The sequence below is a fragment of the Zavarzinia sp. CC-PAN008 genome (genome assembly GCF_051903925.1).
GTDB lineage: Bacteria > Pseudomonadota > Alphaproteobacteria > Zavarziniales > Zavarziniaceae.
The window spans coordinates 1184047-1205969 of sequence record NZ_CP173678.1; the positions used below are offsets into that span (position 1 = coordinate 1184047).

Annotated in this window: 15 protein-coding genes; 1 reads left to right on the top strand and 14 read right to left on the bottom strand. The window is 70.3% G+C overall.

Translation table 11 applies throughout. From position 1 onward, the window contains the following. Positions 1–84: 84 nt before the first annotated feature. The 5 genes from ACI6GS_RS05745 to ACI6GS_RS05765 all read right to left on the bottom strand — a co-directional run bounded on the left by ACI6GS_RS05745 (position 85) and on the right by ACI6GS_RS05765 (position 9883). Positions 85–819, bottom strand: coding sequence for a MerR family transcriptional regulator (locus tag ACI6GS_RS05745; RefSeq protein WP_439816828.1), 735 nt, complete (start codon positions 817–819; stop codon positions 85–87). 63 nt (positions 820–882) lie between these two features. Continuing rightward, positions 883–1965: an oxidoreductase family protein gene (locus ACI6GS_RS05750; RefSeq protein ID WP_439816829.1), complete on the bottom strand. Its 1083-nt coding sequence runs from the start codon at positions 1963–1965 to the stop codon at positions 883–885. 91 nt (positions 1966–2056) lie between these two features. Continuing rightward, the gene (locus tag ACI6GS_RS05755) at positions 2057–2329 is read right to left on the bottom strand and encodes a lipid-A-disaccharide synthase N-terminal domain-containing protein (RefSeq protein WP_439816830.1); all 273 of its coding nucleotides are present in this window, start codon (positions 2327–2329) and stop codon (positions 2057–2059) included. An 89-nt stretch (positions 2330–2418) separates the two neighbouring features. Then, entirely contained in the window at positions 2419–4500 is a 2082-nt protein-coding gene (pbpC, locus tag ACI6GS_RS05760; RefSeq protein WP_439816831.1) for a penicillin-binding protein 1C, read from the bottom strand. A 187-nt stretch (positions 4501–4687) separates the two neighbouring features. Then, positions 4688–9883 carry an alpha-2-macroglobulin gene (locus ACI6GS_RS05765; RefSeq protein ID WP_439816832.1) on the bottom strand — a complete coding sequence of 1732 codons (5196 nt, stop codon included), beginning with the start codon at positions 9881–9883 and terminating at the stop codon, positions 4688–4690. Positions 9884–10223: 340 nt separating this feature from the next. On the opposite strand from ACI6GS_RS05765, the gene ACI6GS_RS05770 reads away from it, so the two are divergent. After that, on the top strand, positions 10224–10613 hold the full coding sequence (locus ACI6GS_RS05770) for a Rap1a/Tai family immunity protein (protein ID WP_439816833.1): 390 nt from the start codon (positions 10224–10226) through the stop codon (positions 10611–10613). 10 nt (positions 10614–10623) lie between these two features. On the opposite strand, the gene ACI6GS_RS05775 is transcribed toward ACI6GS_RS05770, so the two are convergent. The 9 genes from ACI6GS_RS05775 to ACI6GS_RS05815 all read right to left on the bottom strand — a co-directional run bounded on the left by ACI6GS_RS05775 (position 10624) and on the right by ACI6GS_RS05815 (position 21713). Beyond that, positions 10624–12033, bottom strand: coding sequence for an MBOAT family O-acyltransferase (locus tag ACI6GS_RS05775; RefSeq protein WP_439816834.1), 1410 nt, complete (start codon positions 12031–12033; stop codon positions 10624–10626). Between the two features lie 9 nt (positions 12034–12042). Continuing rightward, the gene (locus ACI6GS_RS05780; protein ID WP_439816835.1) at positions 12043–13308 is read right to left on the bottom strand and encodes a GDSL-type esterase/lipase family protein; all 1266 of its coding nucleotides are present in this window, start codon (positions 13306–13308) and stop codon (positions 12043–12045) included. Between the two features lie 76 nt (positions 13309–13384). Continuing rightward, positions 13385–14485, bottom strand: a complete 1101-nt coding sequence (locus ACI6GS_RS05785) for an SGNH/GDSL hydrolase family protein (protein ID WP_439816836.1) — start codon at positions 14483–14485, stop codon at positions 13385–13387. A gap of 469 nt (positions 14486–14954) precedes the next feature. Next, positions 14955–16511 carry a hypothetical protein gene (locus ACI6GS_RS05790; RefSeq protein WP_439816837.1) on the bottom strand — a complete coding sequence of 519 codons (1557 nt, stop codon included), beginning with the start codon at positions 16509–16511 and terminating at the stop codon, positions 14955–14957. A gap of 151 nt (positions 16512–16662) precedes the next feature. Beyond that, complete coding sequence (locus ACI6GS_RS05795) at positions 16663–16998, bottom strand: hypothetical protein (protein WP_439816838.1); 336 nt, start codon at positions 16996–16998, stop codon at positions 16663–16665. Between the two features lie 88 nt (positions 16999–17086). Beyond that, positions 17087–17695: a TetR/AcrR family transcriptional regulator gene (locus ACI6GS_RS05800; RefSeq protein WP_439816839.1), complete on the bottom strand. Its 609-nt coding sequence runs from the start codon at positions 17693–17695 to the stop codon at positions 17087–17089. A gap of 186 nt (positions 17696–17881) precedes the next feature. Then, a complete protein-coding gene (locus ACI6GS_RS05805) occupies positions 17882–19252 on the bottom strand; it encodes an LLM class flavin-dependent oxidoreductase (protein WP_439816840.1) in 1371 nt (456 codons plus the stop codon). Between the two features lie 47 nt (positions 19253–19299). Then, a complete protein-coding gene (locus ACI6GS_RS05810) occupies positions 19300–20100 on the bottom strand; it encodes an enoyl-CoA hydratase/isomerase family protein (protein ID WP_439816841.1) in 801 nt (266 codons plus the stop codon). 11 nt (positions 20101–20111) lie between these two features. Next, positions 20112–21713 (bottom strand): fatty acid--CoA ligase, encoded by a 1602-nt coding sequence (locus tag ACI6GS_RS05815; protein ID WP_439816842.1) that lies wholly within the window; start codon positions 21711–21713, stop codon positions 20112–20114. Between the last annotated feature and the right edge of the window lie 210 nt (positions 21714–21923).

Here is a 21923-nt window from a genome sequence, read left to right on the forward strand (position 1 = left end):
GTCCAAGTCATCAGTCTAGCCCATACCGGTTTTCGAAACGCTAAGGACTGTCGACGGTCGACTATGGGTCTGGCCGCGCCTGGATCAGGGCGGGCGGCTCCCAGCCCGGGCCAGCGTGGCCTGTCCTTCTGGTGCTGCGTGACGGGCAAATGCCTCCAGCACGGCCTTGCGCCGCAGCATGCCAAAGAACCGCAGCATCAGCGTGACGGCATTCTCCGCCATCTCTGCCGCGCGTGCGGGCTCGACGCGGCCAGCGACGGCCCCCAGGAAGCGGCTCACCTCCTGCTCCGCGAGGTCGTCCGCGATCTCGACATAGTGGCGCGTGATCTCGGGCGCGAAGCCGTTCTCCTCGGTGAAGCCGACGGCCCGCATCTCGCCCCACAGGGTGACGATCTGGATGTCGGTCACGCTCAGGTGCGGCTCGCCCCCCTTGACCTGGATCTGGACGGCGCCGATGCGGGCCAATGCCTCTGCATCGGCCTGGGCCTTTGGATTGCGCGCCAGCAGGCTGGCAACCGGGACCGTGCCACCATCCTCGCCCAGGCGGGCAGCCAGAAGGCGGTCCAGCTGGGGAAAGGCGCCGGGATCGCGCGGCAGGGAATCCTGGTCGCCGGCCAGCGCCCGCTCGATCTGGGGCAGCGACAGCCGCTGCTCCCGCTGCAGGCGACGGATGGCCAGGATCCCCGCCACATGCGCTTCGTTGTACTCGGCCACGTTGCGCTTTGGCCGGTCGGGTTCAGGCAGCAGGTTGTGGCGCAGGAAGGTGCGGATCGTCTCGCGATTGACGCCCGTCAGCCGTTCCAGGTCGCGCATCTTCATGATCGCCTGTCTATCAGGTCCAGCGGTCCGCTGTCATTGGAGGGGAAGGAAGCGGATGGCGGTTCAGCGCGGGATGACGGCCAGCGCGTCCAGGTCGATGGCATGGCGGGCCGCACGCTCCAGCATGGTCAGGAACATCCGGTCGCCCCGTTCGGTCTGCCCGACCAGCATGGCGGAGCCCACGGCCATCATCACGCCCCCGAACGTGTAATGGCGATAGTCGGTCATGAAGCGGTCGAACGGGTAGTCGGACACGCCATGGGCAACGAGGTTCGCGTGGTAGTCGCGCAGCAGCGCACCTTCCGCCGCGGCGCGGTCGGCTGGCGACAGGGCGCCGCCCACGAAATAGGCGACGTCGAAGGCGCCATAGCCGAAATTCATGGTCTGCCAGTCGACCGTGACCATGACGGGCTCCCCGTCGCGCGCGCCGAACAGCATGTTGTCTGGGCGGAAGTCGTTGTGCGCCAGGGCGTGCGGCCGGGGAGCCGGCGCATTCCAGGCGGCGAAGGCCTGGATGAACGCCTCGGCCAGGCGCAGGGCGGCGGGGCCGACGCGCTCCGCATAGCGCGCGACGAAGCCCGGCCACAGCTGCGCCATCAGGTCGGCGGTGTAGAACGCCTGGGCCGTTTCGGGCACCAGCAGCCAGTCGGCGGCGGCCAGGGCTGGATCCTGCCAGTGCGAGGCGTGCAGCCGGGCTGCCTCCTCCAGCACCAGGGCCGCCTGGTCGATGGTGCAGCCCGCCATCTGGTCGCCCTGGACCAGGTCGTGCATGTCCTCCAGCAGCAGAACGAAGTCGTGCGTCGCGTCGTCGAACGGGGCCGCATGGCAATGGGCGACGCGGATCCCGGCAGTGTCGGCCAGGCGGTCATAGAAGGCCGCCTCCGCCTTGTAGATCCCGAACATGCGCGCGGCTTCCCGGCTTTCGTCGCTGCCGGACGGGAACTTGCCGATCACGGTGGCCGGTGCGTGCGCCGGGATGTCGCCGGAATAGGTCAGGGTGAAGCGCCGCGTCTCCCCCACCTGGCCGGAGCCGACGCGCACGCTGCTGACGGCCGAGACGGTGACATCCAGCCCGTCCTGGCGCAGTGCCTGGGTCATCCAGGCGCCGTCGATCGCGTCGGCCGGAACGACGGGTAGCGCAGCCATGGCGGATCCTTCCCCTGCCTGGACGCCTGCTGGTCCAGTTTTGCGTACAGGCTAGACGCAATCGGGGGCGGGGGAAATCCCGCAAGCAGCCTCAGGCCGCGCGGCGCTTCTCGCCATAGATCAGCCACAGGTTCCGGGCATAGATGATCAGGCCCCCGGCCTGCCCTGCGATGAACACCGGGTCGTCGCGATGGATCGCATAGGCCAGCAGCACGACGCCGCCGCCAATGCTGAAGAACCAGAACGCGACCGGGATCAGGCTGCGCTTCGCCTTCTCGCTGGCCAGCCATTGCACGACGAAGCGCATCGTGAACAGAGCCTGTCCGGCAAAGCCCACGATGATCCACAGGGTGGTATCCTGCACCGCCCAACTCCTTGAGCACTGGCCACGAATTGCGCCGCTTCTAGGCTTTTGGGCCGCGCAATGCCAGTGGCACAAGCGCGCAAGGCGGTTCAGCGCGGCCGTTCCATCCGGAACTGGGCGGACGCCATGCGGCCATCGGCATCGATCACCGTGACGCGGGCAAAGCCGGCGCCATCCGGCAGCCATTCGGCCTGCCGGCGATAGGGCGACGCCGGCACCGGCTGGCCATTGACCAGCCAGCGCAGCGGCAGGCGGCCCCGGTCGGCGCGCAGGACCAGGGTGGCCAGCCTGTCGCCCTGCTGCCGCAGCTCGACCCGGCTGTCGGCCACGGGAAAGGCGATGCGGGGGGCGTCGCTCGCCTGGAACATCGCCTCAAGGTTGGCACGGGCCGGCGCCAGGTGGCGCAGGGCGGGCGGCAGGGCGGTGTTGCCCACCTCCAGCGCACCCTCTGGCCGGGGCCAGCCGGCCAGGGCCGCGGCGCCTGGACGGGGCAGCAGGCCGAAAGCCTCGAACAGGACCGGCCCTGCTGCCAGCCGGCCCAGGCGGCCAGAGGAGAAGCCACCATCCGGCCGGCCGACCCAGACGCCGATCGTGTATTCGGGATCGAAGCCGACGGCCCAGGCATCGCGAAAGCCGTAGGATGTGCCCGTCTTGAAGGCGATGGCCCGGCCGCTGGCCGTGAACTGGCCGGGCAGCAGGTCGGGCGGCGGGGCCGTGTCCTGCAGGATGCGCGCCAGGTACCAGGCGGCGACCGGCGACATCAGGGACTCGCCCACGCCCAGCACCGCATCCGCCCGCTCGCGCAAGGGTCGGACGGTGCCGTGCTCCGCCAGCCCGGCATAGAGCGTCACCAGCCTGTCCAGGGTGAAGCCGACGCCGCCCAGGGCGATGGGCAGACCCGGCTCGCCCGCGTCGCGCGGCATGGTCAAGGGGGCGCCCACCTCTGCCAGGGCGTTGGCGAAGCGGATCGGCCCCACCCGGTCCAGCACTGCGACGGCGGGGATGTTCAGCGACTTCTGCAGCGCCTCCCGCACCGTGATCTGGCCGCGAAAGATGCGGTCGAAATTCTGGGGCCGATAGCCGCCGAAGCGTTGGGCGACATCGTCGACCATGGTCTCTGGATGCACGACCAGGTCGTCGAAGCCCAGGCCGTAGATGAACGGCTTCAGCGCGGAGCCTGGCGAGCGGATCGCCCGCGTCAGGTCGATTGCCCCGCGCCGCCCTTCGTCCAGGTAGCCGCCGGAGCCGACATGCGCGATCACCGCCCGGTCGGCATTGCGCACCGCGAGCAGGGCCAGCGTGGCACCCGGTTCCAACGTGCCCTGCGTCCGCGCGGCCAGGGCCTGCAAGGCGGCCTGCAGCTTGGGCTCGATCGTCGTGGCGATGCGTTCGGCGGTGGGATCGTCGCGGCGAAGGCGCTCGGCCAGGTGCGGCGCCAGCAAGGGCGCCACAAGCCGGGCCGTGGGCACCGGCTCCTGCATCGCCTCGCGCGCGGCTGCGGCGTTGAGCGCACCGTCCTCGGCCAGGCGGGCCAGCAGGCGGTCACGCTCAGCCCGCGCCACGTCCGGGAAGCGGTCGGGACGGCGCCGCTCGGGCGACTGGGGCAGGCTGACCAGCAGGGCCGCCTCGGCATCCGTCAGGACGCGCGGCTCCTTCCCGAAATAGAACAGGCTGGCGGCGCGCACGCCCTCCAGGTTGCCACCAAACGGCGCCAGGGTCAGGTACAGGTCCAGCACCCGTTCCTTGCCCAGGTGCCATTCCAGTTGCAGGGCGCGGCCCATCTCGACCAGCTTGGCGCCCAGGGTGCGGGGCCGCGGCTCGATCAGGCGGGCCGTCTGCATGGTCAGGGTCGAGGCGCCGGAGACGATCCGCCCGGCGCCCAGGGCCTGGCCCGCCGCGCGCAGGATGGCCAGGGGATCGATGCCCGGATGCCGGTCGAACCGCTGGTCCTCCGCCGCGACCAGCAGGCGCAGATAGCGCGGATCGACATCGGCCCGCGTGGCGCTCAGGCGCCAGGCCCCATCGGGTGTCGTAAAGGCGCGCAGCAGACTGCCATCCGCGGCCGCGACAAGGGTGGAGCGCGCCGCGACCCGGTCCAGCGGCAGGGGGAACGTGCGGTCCAGGATGAACGCCAGGCCCGCCAGCAGCAGCGCCACGCCCGCCAGGTTCAAGCCGACCCGGCCAAGGCGGCGGCGCCAGCGTGCTCCCTCCCTCGTCCGGAGGATGGGGGAGGGCTGGGGTGGGGGCGGTGGCGCCAGGTCTGACACGGCTGGTGATGCTTGCGGTTGAGGAACACCGCCCCCACCCAACCCTCCTCCATCGCAAGCGACGGGGGAGGGCCCGATGGGCGGGGCCGACCTACTCGATCGGCAGGACCTTCAGGGTGGTGGGCGCGGTGCGGGCGCGGAAGCGGGGCTTGTACATGTCCTCGACCTCCGCCGGGGGCACGGCATAGGTGCCGGGCGTCACGGCGCGGACCAGATAGGCGGCGGCGAAGCCGTCATCCTCCGGCTGCAGGTCGATCTGCGCCACGAAGCGGTCGTCCAGCGCCTCGGTGTAGAGCGTCGGCGACAGGTCGGGCAGCCAGGCCATGTCTTCCACCATGCGGGTCCCGACCAGGCGCGGGTTCTCGACCTCGAAGCCCGCGGGCAACAGGTCGACCACCAGGTTCTGGTGCAGCAGGCCGTCCTTCTCCGTCCGCTTGCCCACCACGACCGCGACCAGGACCGCCCCTTGCGGCACGGCGTCCAGGTTCGCGACCTCCCCCTCCGCCGTGAAGTAGCGGCGCTCGATCGTGAAGCCGGACGACAGCGCGGGCAGCGGCTTGGCGGGCACGCCCTCGGCGCTGGCGACCAGCCAGACCGGCAGCTCGCCCTTGTTGCCAACGGCATAGCCGCCCTCCAGGTCGTCCAGGCCCGGCGTCAGGACCAGCCGCTCGGTGCGCGGCGCCTGGTCGACGCCCTTCAGCGACAGGGTCATGGGCGTGTCGATGGAGGACAGGGCCCGGCCCGCCATCATCAGCCAGCCAAGTTCCTGGGTCGACAGCCAGGTCTCGCCCGACTGCAGCTCCGACAGGCGCTGGGTCAGGCCGACATAGTCCCGGTTCGGCGCGTCCACCTCCGCCATCAGCGAGACGATCGCCGCCAAGTCGCGCAGGCGGGTGCCATAGTCGCGCGTCGCCTCGCGCTTGTCGGTCTGACCCATGGCCAAGTCGAAGGCGGCGCTGGCGCGCGCGGTGTCGCCCTGCAGCTGGAACGCCGCACCCAGCTGGGCCGCGGCCAGCGGCGTCGGCAGGCTGTCGCGGCGGGTGTCGAACATGTAGCGCGCAGCGCCCAGTTCCCCCACCCCGGCCGCGGCCAGGACGTAGTTGGCATAGGCCCGGCTGGCCAGCGCGTCGGGCCCGTCGTCCAGGCGGTTCAGCGCATGCTCCTTCAGCCATTTCAGGCCCTGGCGATAGCCGAGGTCCGGCACGCGCAGGTCGCGGCCGCGGGCGCGGGTCAGGAAGTCCATGGCATAGGCGGTGAGCCAGGGCTCCGCGTCATTGCCCGACGACCACAGCGAGAACGAGCCGTCGATGTTCTGCATTTCCAGGATGCGCGCGATCGACCGCTGCAACCGCTCGCTCAGGCCCTGGTCCGCGTCGGCTCCGATCGCCTTGGCCAGTTCGCCGTAATAGATCAGCGGCATTGCGACCGATGTCGTCTGCTCCAGGCAGCCATAGGGATAGCGCTGCAGCGAGCGCAGCACGCCGGGCAGGTCCAGGTTCGGTACGGCGCTGACGCTCAGCGCCAGCGATGCCGTCCCCGGCACATAGGTGCGCACCAGGTCGGGGCCGGCGCTGTAGGACTTGCCCGGCTCCAGCCGCTGCGACACGCGGTCGGTCTGGGGCAGCTGCGGCGCCCGGACGCCGATCCGCGCCTCCCGCACCAGCTTGTAGCCTTGCGGCCCCTCGATCGTGATGTGGATGACGCCCAGGCCCGCGCCGACCGCCGTCACCGGCACCTTCAGGAAGGCATTGCCGCCCACCTTCATGTCGGCGCCCAGGTCGGCCGGGTTGGCGGCCAGGGCCACCGCCCCCTCCGCCGCCAGCTTCACGTCATAGCGCCCTTCGCCGCCGCGCACGTTGTTGAGCGACAGGCTCAACTCGCTGACATCGCCTGTCGCCAGGAAGCGGGGGAGCGAGGTCAGGACGACCACGGGATCGCGCACCACCAGCGCGCCGTCCTGGGCGCCCACCTGGCGATCGTTCCAGGCCACCGCCATCAGGCGCAGCCGGCCGTTATAGTCGGGCAGGGCCAGTCGGATGGTCGCCTTGCCCTCGCTGTCCAGGTTCACGACGCCCGAAAACAGGGCGACGATCTCGATGGTCGGCGGGGGCGCGCCGCGGCGCCCGGACTCGTCGCCGTCGCCGCCTTGGCGCAGGACGCCCGGCTTGCCCGCGCGGCCATCGATCAGCGCGCCATAGGCGTCGCGGATCTGCACGCCCAGGCTGCGCTTGCCAAAGAACCAGTCGACAGGCTTCGGGCTCTCGAAGTCGGTCAGCTGAAGCACCCCCTCGTCCACCGCAGCGACGGTGATGAAGGTGGGCTTACCCGCCGCCTGCCCGGTCACGGTCACGGGGACCTCGACGCTCTGGCGCGGCTCGACCTCGGCCGGCAGGTCCAGGGCGATGCCCAGGGTGCGCGGTGCCGGGTCGACCGCCAGCCAGGCGGTGCCGATGGCTCGGCCCGGCCCGCGCTCGGCCGACTTCTCGCCCGGGCGGAAGGCGTTGGCCAGGACGTAGGCGCCGCCGCCCCAATCCTCCGCCACCGGGATCTCGACCGTGACACCCTCGGCCGGCACCGTCACCGTGCGGCTCTCACGCACGCGGTCGGTGGCGATCGTCACCAGTGCCTCGGCCGGGAAGGGGGCCTGCAGGAAGACCTTGGCCGTCTCGCCCGCCTGGTAGACGGGCTTGTCCGTCGTCACGGTCAGCTGGTCCGGCGTGTCGCCGATGCCGGGCGCCACGTACCAGCCGGCGGTGAAGCGGACGCTGCTGGCCGAGCGGCCCGCGCCGTCCGCCACTTCCAGGCGGAAGCGGCCATAGGTGACCGGCGCGTCGATCCGGGCGGGCTTGTCCGCCGCCACGTCGATCGTGCCGCTGGTCACCGGCTGGTCGCGCACCGTCAGCTCATAGTCCCACGCGCCGTCGCGGTAGAACCACTGGTAGCTCCATTCCTCCTGCAGCAGGGTCCAGTGCAGGCCCTGGGCCAGGCGCGGCGCGCCGGCGCGGTCCAGGGCGATCACGTCGAAGCCGGCCCGCGTGTTCTCGGCCACGGCGCCGTCGCCGACCGGCTTGATGCCGATCGACAAGTCCGTGGTGCGCACCGGCAGCGTCAGCGTCCGCACGACCGGGCGGCCACCCATCTCGAACACCTCGACCCGCAGCGTGCCGGCCAGCGGATTGGGGGTGTCCGGCACCTCGCCCAGGCTGACGTCGAAGACGGCCTTGCCCTGGGGATCGGTGATCGTGTCGTCGAACGTCCGGCGCACGGGGTCGATCGTCTGGTCGACCAGTCCGAAGCTGTAGCCGGGGAATGCCGGGAACGGGTCGGTGGTGGGCGCCACGACCAGCTCCGCACCCGTGCGCAGGCCGGCGGCGGGCGCGCCGAACAGGTATTTCGCCTCAACCTCAAGCCTTGCGACATCGCCGGGGACCAGGCTCTGCGCCTCGGTTTTGGCGGTCGTCTCGATCCGGGCGGGGACGACATCCTCGACAAGGTAGCGGACGGTGCCGACGGGCTCCGCCTCCGGGTCCGTGAAGAACGAGGCGGTCCAGCGGCCGGTCCGCGCCGTGGCGGAGACGGGGACCGTCAGCTCGAAGCCGCCGGCGCCCTTGGACTCAAGCAGCTCGCGCGAGGCTTCCACGCCGTCAGGGCGGAACACCTTGGCGGTCAGCGGCACGCCTTCGACCGCAACGCCCGAGGGGTTGCGCAGCAGGGCCACGATGTGCGCCGTCTCGCCCGGGCGATAGACGCCGCGGTCTGTGTAGACATAGGCATCGATCGGGCCAGGGGCCAGGCGGCCGCCCACGCCGCGGTCGGACAGGTCGAATGGCGCCTTGTCCAGGTTCAGGAAGGTGAAGTCGTTATTGGCGGCAAAGGCCATCAGCGCCTGTACCGCGCGGCCCTGGGTGCCGCGCATCAGGCCGGGGTCAAAGCGGGCAATGCCGTTCTCGTCCGTGCTGGCGCTCGCCAGTTCCTCGTTGTTGCGGGCATAGAGGCGCAGGGTGACGCCGCTGACGGGATGTCCGGTCTCCAGGCTGCGCGCGGCGACCGTCATGCCGTCGCTGCCGGCAAAGGTGGTCAGGCCGACATCGGTCACGACCAGCCACTGGGTCGCGTGCTGGGCCCAGTATTCGTCGTCACCGGTCATCTTGGCGGCGGTCAGGACATAGACGCCCGGCTGGTTCGTCTTGCGCATGTCGTCGACCGGCAGGGCGGTGATGACGCGCTGGTTCTCCTCGCTCTCGATGTCGACCTCGCCGGTCCACACCTTCTCGCCCAGCGTGTTCTCGATCTCGGACTCCGAATAGGTGTCCAGGCTGTTCAGGAAGGTGCCGTTCTCGATGAAGCGGATCAGGTTGCGGTCGGGCACGCGGTAGAGGTTCAGCCGCGCCTTGGAGACGTTGACGCTGACCAGCGGCAGGCCGACGCTGCCGACCCGCGGCAGCACATAGGTGCTCTCGCGGAAGCCCAGGCTGGCATCGCGGTCGCCCACGTCCACCGTGAAGTTCTCGGCCTCGGCCAGGGCCTCGCCCGCGGCGGCGGGCAGGCCCTTGGCGACCGTCACCGCGTAGCTGGTGCCGAAGGCGGGGCCGTCGATGCACAGGCGGTCGTTGCGTACGGTGAAGGCTGCCTGGAACGGTGGCTCGAACGTGACGTAGTCGCTCCACACGACGCCGCGGCCGCGCGGCAGCTCGCCCTGGAACTGCACGCAGATGCGCGGAGCATCGCCCGTCGTCTCGACCTCGGACTGAACGACGCGGAAGCGCAGCTGGTCCTGCAGTTCGGCCAGCTGGGTCTTCAGGTCCTCGTCATCGGCCTTCAGCGTGGTCGCCGCCTTCAGCACCTCCACCGCGGCCGGCCGGTCGGAATTGGCGATCAACGCGGTCGCCGCGACGACCAGGGCCTCCGCCCGGTCCTTGTCGGTGCCCGCCTTTTCCCACGCGACCCAGGCCGACGCGGCGGCCCGGCTGTACCAGCCCTGGCGCAGCCAGGAATTGGCCAGGTTCATCCAGTCGACATGGTCGGAGCCGCCAAAGGCGATCACCTTCTCGAACGCCTGGGCGGCGTTGTACCACTCCTGCGAATCGACATGCAGGCGCCCGGCCGTGTTGGCGGCCTGTGCCTTCTCCGGGTCGTTGGGCAGCTTGCGGTCGGCCAGTTCGCGGACATAGTTGGCCGCCTCCTGCTTCAGGCCGTCCAGGACGGCGGCCTGCGCCGACCACGCCATGAACAGAAGGCCCAGGACCAGCAGAAGGCCATGGAGGGGGACGCGGACGGCACGGTTCATGGGAGCGGACCAGGTTGGGCGGCGGTCGCGCGAACGATGCCATGAACGCCAGTCGCTTGCCAGATCGCCGCAGGCCGCCGAGCCACCCGGCAGCGACGGCGATCACGTCCTGCGGGGTTCGCGCTGCGCTGTGGCCGCGGCGCCTGCCTGACTCCAGGCCCGGAGCAAGTGCGATCCCCGCCCTGGGCGCCATGACGAAATCGGGGACGTGGGGACACGGTGGCAGGGCCGCGGGCGTTCCCCTAGTGTCGTGGCCATGAACACGCTTCACGGATCAGCCGGACGGGCCGCGTGGCGGGCCCTCGCCGCCCGCTTCACCCTCGTTGCCGGCCTTGCATTGATGTCCGGTACGGTCCAGGCCCAGTCCGGCCCCAGCCTGCCGCCCCCCGCCCCGTCGCCAATGGACCAGACCGGGGTGCGCACCGCGGGCGAGTTGCTGCAGACCTGCCGCCATGGTGCGCGGCCGGACGAACTGGGGCCGGAGGACGCGAGCAAGGCCCGGGTGTGCAAGGCCTACATGGTCGCCTTCTTCCAGAACGAGGTGGCCAATCCGCCGCTCGACGCCGGGTCCCGCCTGTGCCTGATGGGCGACATCAGCTTCAACCGCATGGCCGAGATGGTGCGCGACTATGGCGACGTGCGGCCCGAGCTCAACGGCGCACCGGCCGACCAGCTGATGCGCGCCTCGCTCCAGGCCAACTATCCGTGCCCGCAGCAGCCCGGCAATTGAGGCGCCGGCCTCAGAACTGGAAGTAGATGAAGGGGGCGATGCCCTCGGGCCCCAGGGCGTCGATCACGGCGATGCCCGCGCCCGCCAGCAGTCCCAGCAGCCAGACCGGCAGGGCGGCCAGGGGGCGCGCGACCCGTTCCGTCATCCCGCCGGGCAGGAACTGCACGGCGAGCATGGCGCCCACCAGCGCCGCCAGATAGGGCGTCAGGAGCACCACCGGCTCGCCATTGGCGAACGCGCCGATATAGGTCAGCGCCGCCTCCAGGCTCTCTGCCCGGAAGAAGATCCAGGTCAGGCAGACGAAGTGGAAGGTGGCAATGACGGCCAGCGCCTTCAGCACCAGGGGCTGCGGCCGCTCGGCCGGGCGCGCCGTGAACAGCCGCTCCACCACCAGCGCCGTGCCGTGCAGCAGGCCCCAGATCACGAAGGTCCAGGCGGCCCCGTGCCAGATGCCGCCCAGCAGCATGGTGATCATCAGGTTGCGCATGGTGGCGACCTGGCCATGCCGGTTGCCGCCCAGCGGGACGTACAGATAGTCCCTGAGCCAGGTCGACAGCGAGATGTGCCAGCGCCGCCAGAATTCCTGAAGCGAGGCCGAGCGATAGGGCCGGTCGAAGTTGAGCGGGAAGCGATAGCCCAGCAGGGCGGCGACGCCGATCGCGATGTCGCTATAGGCGCTGAAGTCGCACCAGATCTGGATCGCGAAGCCATAGACGCCAAAGGCGAGGTCGACCGGGCCCAGCACGGTGGGATCGAAGAATGCAGGCTCGACCAGGTGGGTCGACAGGAAGTCGGCGACGACGACCTTCTTGAACAGGCCGATCAGGATCAGCAGGACGGCAAAGGCGGCCGGCAGGTTTCGCGCGGAGGGCGCCTCGTCCAGCTGCGGCAGGAAATGGGATGCGCGGACGATGGGCCCCGCCACCAGCTGCGGGAAGAACGAGATGTAGAGCAGCAGGTCCAGGACGCTCCGGCGCGCCTGGATGACGCCGCGCTTCACGTCGATGATGTAGCTGAGCCCGTGGAACGTGAAGAACGAGATCCCGACCGGCAGGACGATGTCCATGAACGGCAGTTCCCGCTCAAGTCCAAAGTCCGCCATCATGTCGTTGAACGAACCGATGAAGAAATCGTAGTACTTGAAGAAGCCGAGCACCGCCAGGTTCAGCGCGACCGCGATACCCAGGATCAGCTTCTTTCGACCCATGTCGTCGGCGCGGGCGATCAGCAGGCCCGCCGCCCAGTTCATCACGGACGAGCCGGCCAGCAGTCCGGCAAAGCGCCAGTCCCACTGCATGTAGAAGACATAGCTGGCCACGACCAGGATCGCCTTGCGCGCCTCGTTATGGCGGCCGGTCGCCCAGACCAGGGCGAAGACGACGACGAAGAACAGCGCGAAGTCGAGGGTGGGGAACAGCATGGACGACTCTCAGCCGGGCGCCGGCCGGCGCCGGGACCGCCCGTCATAGGCCTGCATCAGGGCGCTGAACAGGGTGTCGGCAATGCGGGCATAGCCGATGTCGCGCAGATGGACATGATCACGCAGGGCCAGCGGCGGCTGCGCCCCCACCCAGCCATGCATGGCGCAGGCCCCGCCCATTGCCGCCGCCCAGTCGAAGAACGCTGCACCGGTGCTTGCGCTGGCGCGGCGCTGGGTGCTGCGCACGGCGCCCAGTGCCGGGGGCGCCTGCCAATGGCAGGCGGTGGCTGGGGACGTGCCGTCCGCCCCCGGCGGCACACAGCGCAGCGCCTCGTCCCGGCGGCAGCCGCGCGGCAGGCGGTTGGCATCCGGCGGACCCATGACCAGCAGGCCGGCCTCCGGCACTGCGCGGCGCAGGCGCGCCAGCGTCGCCTGGAAGCGCGCGGCATAGGCCGGCGCGGCCAGCGCATCGTCGAACCCTTCGTTGGTGCCGAAGGCGAGGATGACCAGGGCTGGGCCTACGGCGTCCAACTCGGCCTGCACGGCCTGGGGGCTCAGCCGGCCCAGCAGGTCGGCGGTGGCGCCGACGATGCCCAGGCTGGCCAGGCTGACGCCCGCACGCCGCGGCAGCGCGGCGAAGCCCAGCAGCCCGATGGGCCCGTCGCCCGCCACGCGCAGCTCCAGCGCCCGGGCGGCACGGTCGCCGGCGATGCGCACGACTGTGCCGCCCGGCTGCGCCGCTGCGGTCACCACGTCGGTGATGAACCGCCCGTCCAGGCTGACCCGCACGGTACCGCGCCCGGGACCCGTCGCCAGGCTGAGCAGGAAGGCGGCGGCGGGCGCTGGCGCGCTGATCCGGGCCCAGGCCGCCGCTTGCGCCGTTTCCAGGCGCAGTGCCGCCAGGCCGAAGGGGCCAGGATCGCCCCTGCGCGCCTCAAGCAGGGTCCAGCCATTCGACCGGTTCAGGAGCGGCCGGCTGTCGTCCGGCGCGGGTGGTGGCTGGCCGGGCGCCTGAAGCCCGTGGCCCCCGGGGCCGAAGCGCCGGGCCAGCACCTGACGCAGGCGCCCGGTCAGGAAGTCGCCCGCCGTGTGGCTGTCGCCCAGCTGCACGATCGCCACGCCCTGCGGCGCCTGCCCTGCTGCCAGGCGGTCCAGCGCGCGCACCAGCGGCGCCAGTGCGCCGTCGTTCTCCAGCAGGACCGGCGCGGCCAACGCCGGTCCTGCGCCAAGGAGCAGCAGGGCCAGGCACAGGACGAGCGATCGCTGCGCTCTCATCGCCTCCCCCCCCGGCCGCGAAGGGGGCCTGGCGTGCAGAGGGGCCGCGGTGCACCCGATCCTGGCGGCGCCGGGCTCAGGGGCCGGCGCCGGCCTGATTGCCCGGGAACAGGCGCGCCTGGACCGTCTCCATGATCCGCTTGCCCATCAGTTCATAGCCGGGCGTGGTGAAATGGATGCCGTCATTGTCGCGCAGGCGCCGCGTGCGGCCGGCCAGGTCCGGCCCGTGCGAGGCGAAGGCCCCGCTTTCGTCGGCGCTGAGCGGCCACAGCGGGATATAGGTGGCACCGTGCGTCTTGGCCTGGTCCTCGTAGATCGCATTGAGCACCGCCATGCCGTCGGAAAAGCCGCCGGCACGCATGATCGGCAGGCCGACCCAGAACACCTCGACCTTGTGGCTGGTCAGGCTGTCGTACAGGCGGGCGACGCGGCCGCCATAGATGTCGCGCCATTCGTCGGTGCCGAACTTGACCACGCGCCGATCCTCCAGCGCGACGTTCTGCTTGTCGTTGGTGCCGATCAGGATGATGGCGGCATCCACCTGGTCCTTCTCCAGCGACTGCTCGACGGCGTTGTTCCAGTCATAAACGTCGGGCCGGACGATGCCGGTCGCGCTTTTCGTCCGCTGCAGCAGTTCGATCCGGGGGTCGCCCTTCACCGCGCGGTACAGGCCCACGAACATGCCGTTGGCCAGCGAGTCGCCATAGACCGCCACGCGGATCGGACGCGACAGCGTGGCCGGCGGGGCGGAGGGCGGGGCCTCGATCAGGCCTGTCGCCGCATCGACGGGTGCCGTGGCGTCAGGCGCCGCCGCCGGCGCGGCGCCGGCAGGCGCGGGCGCCGGGTCCTGGACCGCGGCGGCCGGGCTTGCGGGAACCGGCGGAGCGGCGGGTGCGGCCGTCGCCGGGGGCGTCGTGGTGGCCGGTGCCGGATCGGGGGCAATGGCGGCCGGCGCCGGGCCGGGCGCAGCCGCAGCAGCGGGCGCGGCGGGCGTGGCACTGGCCGAAGGGGCTTGTGCAGCCGGCGCCGGAGGATCCGAGGGGGCGGAAACCAGGACCCCCGGTTCGGCAGGCGTTGCCTGTTCCGCGGCCGGTGTCGGGATCGAGCTGGAGGCCGCGGGGTCGGGCGGCACGGTGGTCGTGACGGCGGGGGAGGCGGCGGGTGCGGGCGACGCCACGTCCAGAGGCGCTGCCTGGGGGGCCGTTACTTCAGGGCTCGATGCTTGAGGGACCGAAACGTCTGGGCCGGATGCTTCTGGCCCTGGCGCTGGTGCGGCCTGGGCGAGGGCTGGCGCCGCCAGGCGGGGGCCGGCGGAATCGCCCAGGCCCAATCCCACGGCGGCCCCGGCCAGGGCCGCCAAAGCCACTATCAGGACCAGTGGCCCGGTCCGGCGCAGCGCCGGCGCGAGCGATCCGCGCACCATCATGCCCCCACCTAAGGACAGCTTCCCACGTCAGGCCCGGTCCGTTGAACGGCCATGCCTTCTGGTCGGGCGAGTCATGCCCGTCAAGCCTCCGCGCACCATGCCGGTCCTTGGCCGCACTGGCAAGGAACCGGCACATCTCCGGCCCAGGGCATTCCGTCCCGGGCCTGCGGTTCATCGTGCCAGGAGCACGGGCGCCCCTGGCCCCCGTGACCTTATGCCGTCAGGGATAGTCGAGCTTGGGCGTGGCGCACAGGTTCAGCGCCTTCCACACCTTTTCCTCGCCCTGGTCGTCCACGGCGCGCACGTCGAACACGCACTGGGCCGGGCCAAAGCCCACCATGTTGATGTTGAGGTTGGCACCTGCCGCCAGGGTGCGGCTGCCCAGCAGGTCGGACTGCCAGTCGCCGGCCTCCGGCGGTGAGACGTAGACATAGTGCAGTTCGCGGTCGCTGCCATTGTGCAGGGTGAAGTCCTGCGGATCCTTGCCCCAGGGCGTCGCGTCCGCCTGGCTGCCCGAGCCCTCGAACGTCACCTCCTCGACGGCGCACAGGTCGGTGTCGGGGAAGGTCTGCTCGGTCCCCGCCTCGTCCACGACGCGGATGTCGAAGCGGCACTGGTCGGCGGAAGCCGGCTTCAGGTCGACGTTGAAGGTCTCGCCAGGGCCCAGCACGCCGGTGCCCAGGTAGTCGTCGCCCCACGCATCGCCCCCGCTGCCGGCGGGCCTGGCATAGATGTAGTGGATGTAGCGCCGGCTGCTGTTTCGGACGACGAAGTCCTGGGGATTGTCGCCGAAATTCGCGCCCTCGGCGCCCTTGAATACGATCTCGTCCAGCTCGCACAGGTTCTGGTCAGGGAACACGGCCTCGTTCCCGTCCTCGTCCTTGACCTTCACGTCGAAGGCGCAGGCATCGGCGGGATAGGTGCTGACCTTGACCTGGAACGACTCGGCCGGGGCGAGCACGTCGTCGCCCAGGTAATCGTCGCCCCACGCATCCTGGCCCGTGGGCGAGACATAGATGTAGTGGACGTATTTCTGGCTGTCATTGCGCAGCGCGAAATCCTGCGGGTGGTCGCCCACGTCCGCCGTCGCGGCGTTGCTCCCGCGGAAGATCAGGGCGCCCGTCGCGCACAGGTCGACGGCCCGCCATTCCTGGCTGCGGCCCGACGACGTCTCCGCCTTGACGTCATAGCGGCAGTTCTCGGCCACCGGGTCGGGCACGTCGACGTCGAAGCGCCCGCTGGCGGGCACCGTGTTGCCGCCCAGGACATCGTCGCCCCAGTCGCTGGATGTGCCGGGTGAGACGTAAAGCGCGCTCACCGGCTCGCCCGCATCGTTCACCAGCATGAAATCGGGCGTGCCGTCGCCGCCGCCGCCAAAGGCCAGCGTGACGGTCGTGGTGCACAGGTTCTGGCCCCGGAACTCCTGCGCCTTGTCGTTTGCGTCGACCAGCTTCAGGTCGAATTCGCAGGTGTCGCCCGCGTTCACGATGGTGACGATCGCATTGCCGCCGGCGGGCACCGGCTTGGATCCCAGCCGGTCCAGGCCCCATTCCGTCGCCTCGACGGGCGAGGCAAAGAGGTGGACGACATCCGCCTGGCCGGCGTTCTGCACGATCACGGTGCGGTCGGCCGCGTGCGCGGTGCCCGGCAGGACCGCCACGGCGCCCAGGGCCAGCAGGCCGGCAAGCGCCAGCCCCCGGCCCGCGTGGCGCGGGCCGGTTGCCCGGACCCGGCCGCCGTTCGGGTCCGTGGCCATTGATGCGTGTACGCTCGTCATGGCTGGGTCCTTCTCAACAGGCCGGCCGGCACGCAGCCGGCCGCCGTGCCCGGGATCGCGGGGCCGCCGCCACGACGGCGTCCCGGCACGGATGGATCTGCGCTCATGGCCAGTCGACGGCTGGCCGGTCAGCCAGCGTCGGGCACCTGACTCAGGGATAGTCGATGAAGGCAACCTTGCACAGGTTCACCTTGCGGTATTCCCGCTCGCCCTGGTTTTCGTCCACGACCTTGATGTCGAACAGGCACTGGTCCGAGCGATAGCCGTTCATCCGGATGGTGATGGAGCTGCCAGGCCCCAGGACGTCGTTGCCCAGGACGTCGTCCTCCCACTCCGAGGTGGTGATGGGCGAGACGTAGATGTAGTGGACGTAGGTGTTGCCGTTATTGCGGACCGTGAAGTCCTGCAGGCTGTCAGCTTGCGCGGCTGACGCCTGCGCGACCAGGCCAAGCGTGAGGCCCAGCATGAGCTTCCCAAGGCTGCGCATATTCCCCCCGAGCATGATTCGGCCCCGGCATGGAGAGCCAGGACGCCGAACAATACCCAATGCCCGCCTGTTGGGACAGTGGCGGCGATCACCCTGCGGACGGGTCGGCGCCGGCCGGCGCGGCCGGATGGGGCGGCTGCAGCGCACTGCGGGCCAGCCGCGTGATCTGCGGGACCAGCACGTCGCGCGGAATGCCGGCGGCATGGGCAAAGGCCGCGGCCTGCTCCACCATGCCGATCATGGCATGGGCGACGATCATCGGGTCCAAGCCGGCCACCACCTCACCACGGACGGCCGCCCGCTCGATCGCGTCCGCGACCATGCGCGCCAGGCTGTTGCGCGGGCCGATGTCGGGCTTGTCGCCCTCGCCCGGGTCCAGGATCGACAGGTCCATCAGGGCGACCTTCAGGACCTGGGGATTGGCCTCGCCAAAGCGGAGCGAGGCGTCGATGACATCCTCAAGCCCCCGCAGGAAGCCCTCCGAATGGTTGATCAACGGCTCCAGCGCCGCTTCCAGTTCGGCGCAGGCCTGTTCGGCAAAGGCGACGAAGATCGTGCGCTTGTCGGTGAAGTGCAGGTAGAACGTGCCGTTGCCGACATCGGCCTCGCGCGCGATGTCCTGCGGCCGCGTCGCATGGTAGCCACGCTCGACGAACAGCTTGGCCGCGGCCTCCAGCAGGCGGCGCCGGCTGTCCATCCTGCGTCGGGCTCCACGCCCGACATCTTCCACAATCTCAACCATGTTGCCGATCTGTGGCCAATGGTGACGGCAAGTCAACTCTGACGGAACGCTGAGAGTGATTCTCAGATACCATCGGTCTTGCGCAGGTCCTGGTTCGCCCGCCGCCCGGCCGGACGGCCGGCGGCGGGCGGGCTGCCAGGACTACTCGGCGGCGCGCGCCTTCTTCGGTGCCGCGAGCTTCTTCTTGGTGTCAGGCTTCTTGGCCTCCGGCTTCCGGGCCGCGGGCTTTTCCGCGTCCTTCTTGGTCGCCTTCTTGGCCTTCGGCGCCTCGGCCTCGGCCGAAGTGCCGGCACCCACGCCCGGGCGCCAGCCGCCGGCCTGGGGTGCCGATGCCTGCTGCTGCAGGGTGACGGCCATGGCCGCTGCGGCGCGCGCGTTCTCCTGGATCTTCGCGGCGATCGCGGCCCCGGCGCCGCCCATCAGCTCGGCCTTGTTGGCGGCCAGGTAGTCGGCCGAGGCCTTCTGCCGGACGGTCAGGCGGTTCACCTCGGGGATCACGTAGCGCGCGAACATGTCCCACGAGCGGAAGGTGTTCTCGCGGCTGGCCCAGTCATGGGCAAAGCCCAGCACGGTGCCGAAGCCGCCCGTCACCTCCTGCAGGCGCAGGATCGCCTTGACCATGTCGTCGGGCGTGCCGACGACGGCGGCACCGCCGGCCACGGTCTGTTCCAGCAACTCGCGCGGGTCGTCGACATGCAGCGCGCCAGGGCGGCCCAGGACGTGGACGTTATAGATGTTGTGCCACTTCTGCAGGCCCAGCATGGCCTCCGCCTCGGCCTGCTGCCGGGTCTCGGCCAGGTGGAACATCATCAGGACGCGCCAGTTCTTGCGGTCCACCGTCTTGCCGTGCTTGGCGGCCGCTTCCTCGGCGAAGCTCCACTGCGTCGGCAGCGCCTGCAGCCCCTCGGACGAGGTCGAGGCGATCGACAGCGCGCCCATGCCGTACTTGCCGGCCAGGGTCATGCCCGACGGGCTGATGGACGAGGCCGCGGCCATCTCCATCTCTTCCTGGACGGGCAGCAGCTGCAGCTCGGCGTCGCGCAGCTTGAACCACTCGCACTCGTAGCTGAAGCGCGGCTCGCCGCGCAGCAGGCGGGTGATGACGCTCAGCGCCTCGTCCTGGCGGTCGCGCTGGACCATCGGGTTGATGCCGAGCACGCGCGCGTCGGACGGCAGGGCGCCGGGGCCGGAGCCGAAGATCACGCGGCCGCGCGTCATGTGGTCCAGCTGGACCAGGCGCTGCGCCACGTTGAACGGATGGTGATAGGGCAGCGAGATGACGCCCGTGCCCAGCCGGATCGTGTGCGTGACCTGGCCGGCCGCGGCCAGGAACATCTCGGGGCTGGCGATCATCTCCCAGCCGGACGAATGATGCTCGCCCACCCAGAATTCGTCGAAGCCAAGCCGGTCAAGATGCGCCGCAAAGTCCAGGTCGGTCTGGAACTGCAGGGTCGGATGCTCGCCAACCGGGTGGTGGGGCGCCAGGAAGGTGCCGAACTTCATGCGTGCCATCTGATGGAATTCCATCCCTTCGAGTCTTGGAAACTGTGGATACCCGGTCAGTCGGTCTTCTGTCGCCCGACCCGGGTGTCGAGCTGGCCGGTCAGGGCGGCCAGCGCCAGCTGGTCGCGATCCATGAAGCTTGTGGTGTGGGCCAGGGCCTTGGCGGTCGCGTCGATCGCCTCCTTGGTCATGCGGACGGCCATCGCGGGCAGCGCCGCAACGCGCGCCGCCCAGGCCAGCGCCTCGGCCTCCGCCTCGCCGTCGGGGACCACGGCGTCCAGCAGGCCCCAGCGCTCGGCTTCGGCGGCGCCGATGCGCTCGCCCAGGATGACGAAGCGCTTGGTTCGGGCCGGGCCGATCAGGCCGACCAGGCGCGGATTGGTGTTCCACGACAGGTTCATGCCGCGTGGCACTTCGGGCAAGGACAGGAAGGCGCCCGCGCCCGCAATGCGCCAGTCGCAGGCGGCTGCGAGGGCCACGCCGCCGCCGATGGCGAACCGCTCGATGGCACAGATCGTCACCTGCTCCAGGCGTTCATAGGCGCGGCACAGGTCGGGGCCGGTGCGCATCCACTGGCGCAGTTCGACCGGCGACAGGCGGTCCATGCCAGCCCGCGCCGGGTCCTTCATGTCGGCACCCGCGGTGAACGTGCCGCCGCCCCCGGCGATCACGACGGCCTGAACCCCCGTATCATCGCGGAAGCGGTCCGCCGCTGCGATCAGGTCGGCCATCAGCGCGCGCGACAGGGCGTTGATGCCGTCGCCGCGGTCGAAGCGGACGAGCGCAATGGCGCCCTGCCGCTCGATCGAGACGTGGCCCGTCGTGCCGACCGCCTCCCGCTCCATCGCCTGCGCCATCCCGTCCGCCGTCAGTTGACCTGGCGGTCGCGACCGGCCCAATAGGGCGCCCGCAATTCGCGCTTCAGCAGCTTGCCCGACGGGTTGCGGGGCATGGCGTCGATGAAGTCGACCGACTTCGGCACCTTGTACCCGGCAATGCGCTCGCGGGCGCGGGCGATCAGCTCCTCAGGGGTGACGCTCATGCCCGGCTTCAGGACGACGATCGCCTTGACCGCCTCGCCCCATTTCTCGTCCGGCACGCCGATCACCGCGACGTCGGCGATGGCCGGGTGGCCGAACAGCGCGCTTTCGACCTCGGCCGGGTAGATGTTCTCCGCGCCCGAGACGATCATGTCCTTCACCCGGTCATGGATGTAGAGATAGCCGTCGCCATCCACATAGCCGGCGTCGCCGCTGTAGAACCAGCCGTCGCGGATCGACTTCGCTGTCGCTTCGGGCAGGTTCCAGTAGCCGGTCATGACATGAGGCGACTTGATCAGGATTTCGCCGACCGCACCGGTCGGGGCCTCGTTCCCGTCGCCGTCGATGATCTTGATCTCGACCCCAGGGCAGGGCTTGCCGCACGAGCGCATGCGCGGCGTGCCGTTCGGATCGTGATCCTCGGGCAGGAGGGCGACGACCGTGCCGCTCGTCTCGGTCAAGCCATAGCACTGCACGAACTTGCACTTGAACGTCTCGATCCCCTGGCGCAGCAGGTCCAGCGGGATGGGCGAGGCGCCATAGCCGATATAGTCGAGGGCCGAGAAGTCGATGTCCTTGGTCCGCGGGTTCTGCAGCAGGAGCAGGATCGCGGCGGGCACGAAGAACGCCTTGGTCACGCGATGCTTCTGGAAGGCGTCCAGCACGGCGTTGGGCTCGAACTCGCGCAGGACCAGGGTGCCCGCGCCCACATAGATCGAGATCATGCCGACATTGGCGCCCGACACGTGGAAGTTGGGCATGGCGCACAACCCGACGTCGCTGGTCGACCAGTGCGTGTAGACGCCGTCCTCCACCAGGTCGAGGGCCGCGCGCATGTTGGCGTTCGACAGCTGCACGCCCTTGGGGTGGCCGGTCGTGCCGCTGGTGTACATCTGCACGGCGATGTCTTCGGACGTCACCGGCAGCATCGGGTCTTCCGCCTTCTGGCCATCGCGCCATGCGGCATAGCCCGGCCAGTCGCCGCGTGCCTCACCCAGCGAGACGATCAGGCGCACCGTCGGAATCTGGTCGCGGATCTTGTCGATCAGGGGCGCGAAGTCGGGGCCGACGAACAGCACCTCGCACTTGGCGTCGTTGATGACATAGGCGACCTCGGGCGGGGCCAGGCGCCAGTTGATGCCGACCAGGACGACATTGGCCTTGGCCGTGCCCAGGTAGGTCTCGAAGAACCAGTCGGAATTCTTGTCGATGACGCCGATGCGGCCCTGCGGGGCGACGCCCGCCGCGATCAGGCCGTTGGCCACCTGCGAGGCATAGCGGTCCAGGGTCGCGAAGTCGGTCACCCGGTCCTGGAAGAGCAGTGCCGGCGCCCGCGGGGTCAGGCGCGCATGGACCCGGGGAATGTCCGCCAGGACCCGGATCGCCTTGCGCGCATCCTGCGTATCAACCTCCCGTGCAACGGCACTCATGCATTCCTCCCCATCCGTTTCGCGCTTGTTGTCGATCGCTTCCCCCGGGCGCACCAATAGCACGGAGCGCGCCGCGCGGTTCAAGACCGTATTTGCCCCGATCGGGACGTGGCCGCGGCCGTCTTGATACGCCAGTCGGCCCGCCTTTGCCATGGCCTGGCGGTGCCAGCATACCGACGGTGCCGCCGCCGCCCAGCCCTGGGCCGCGGG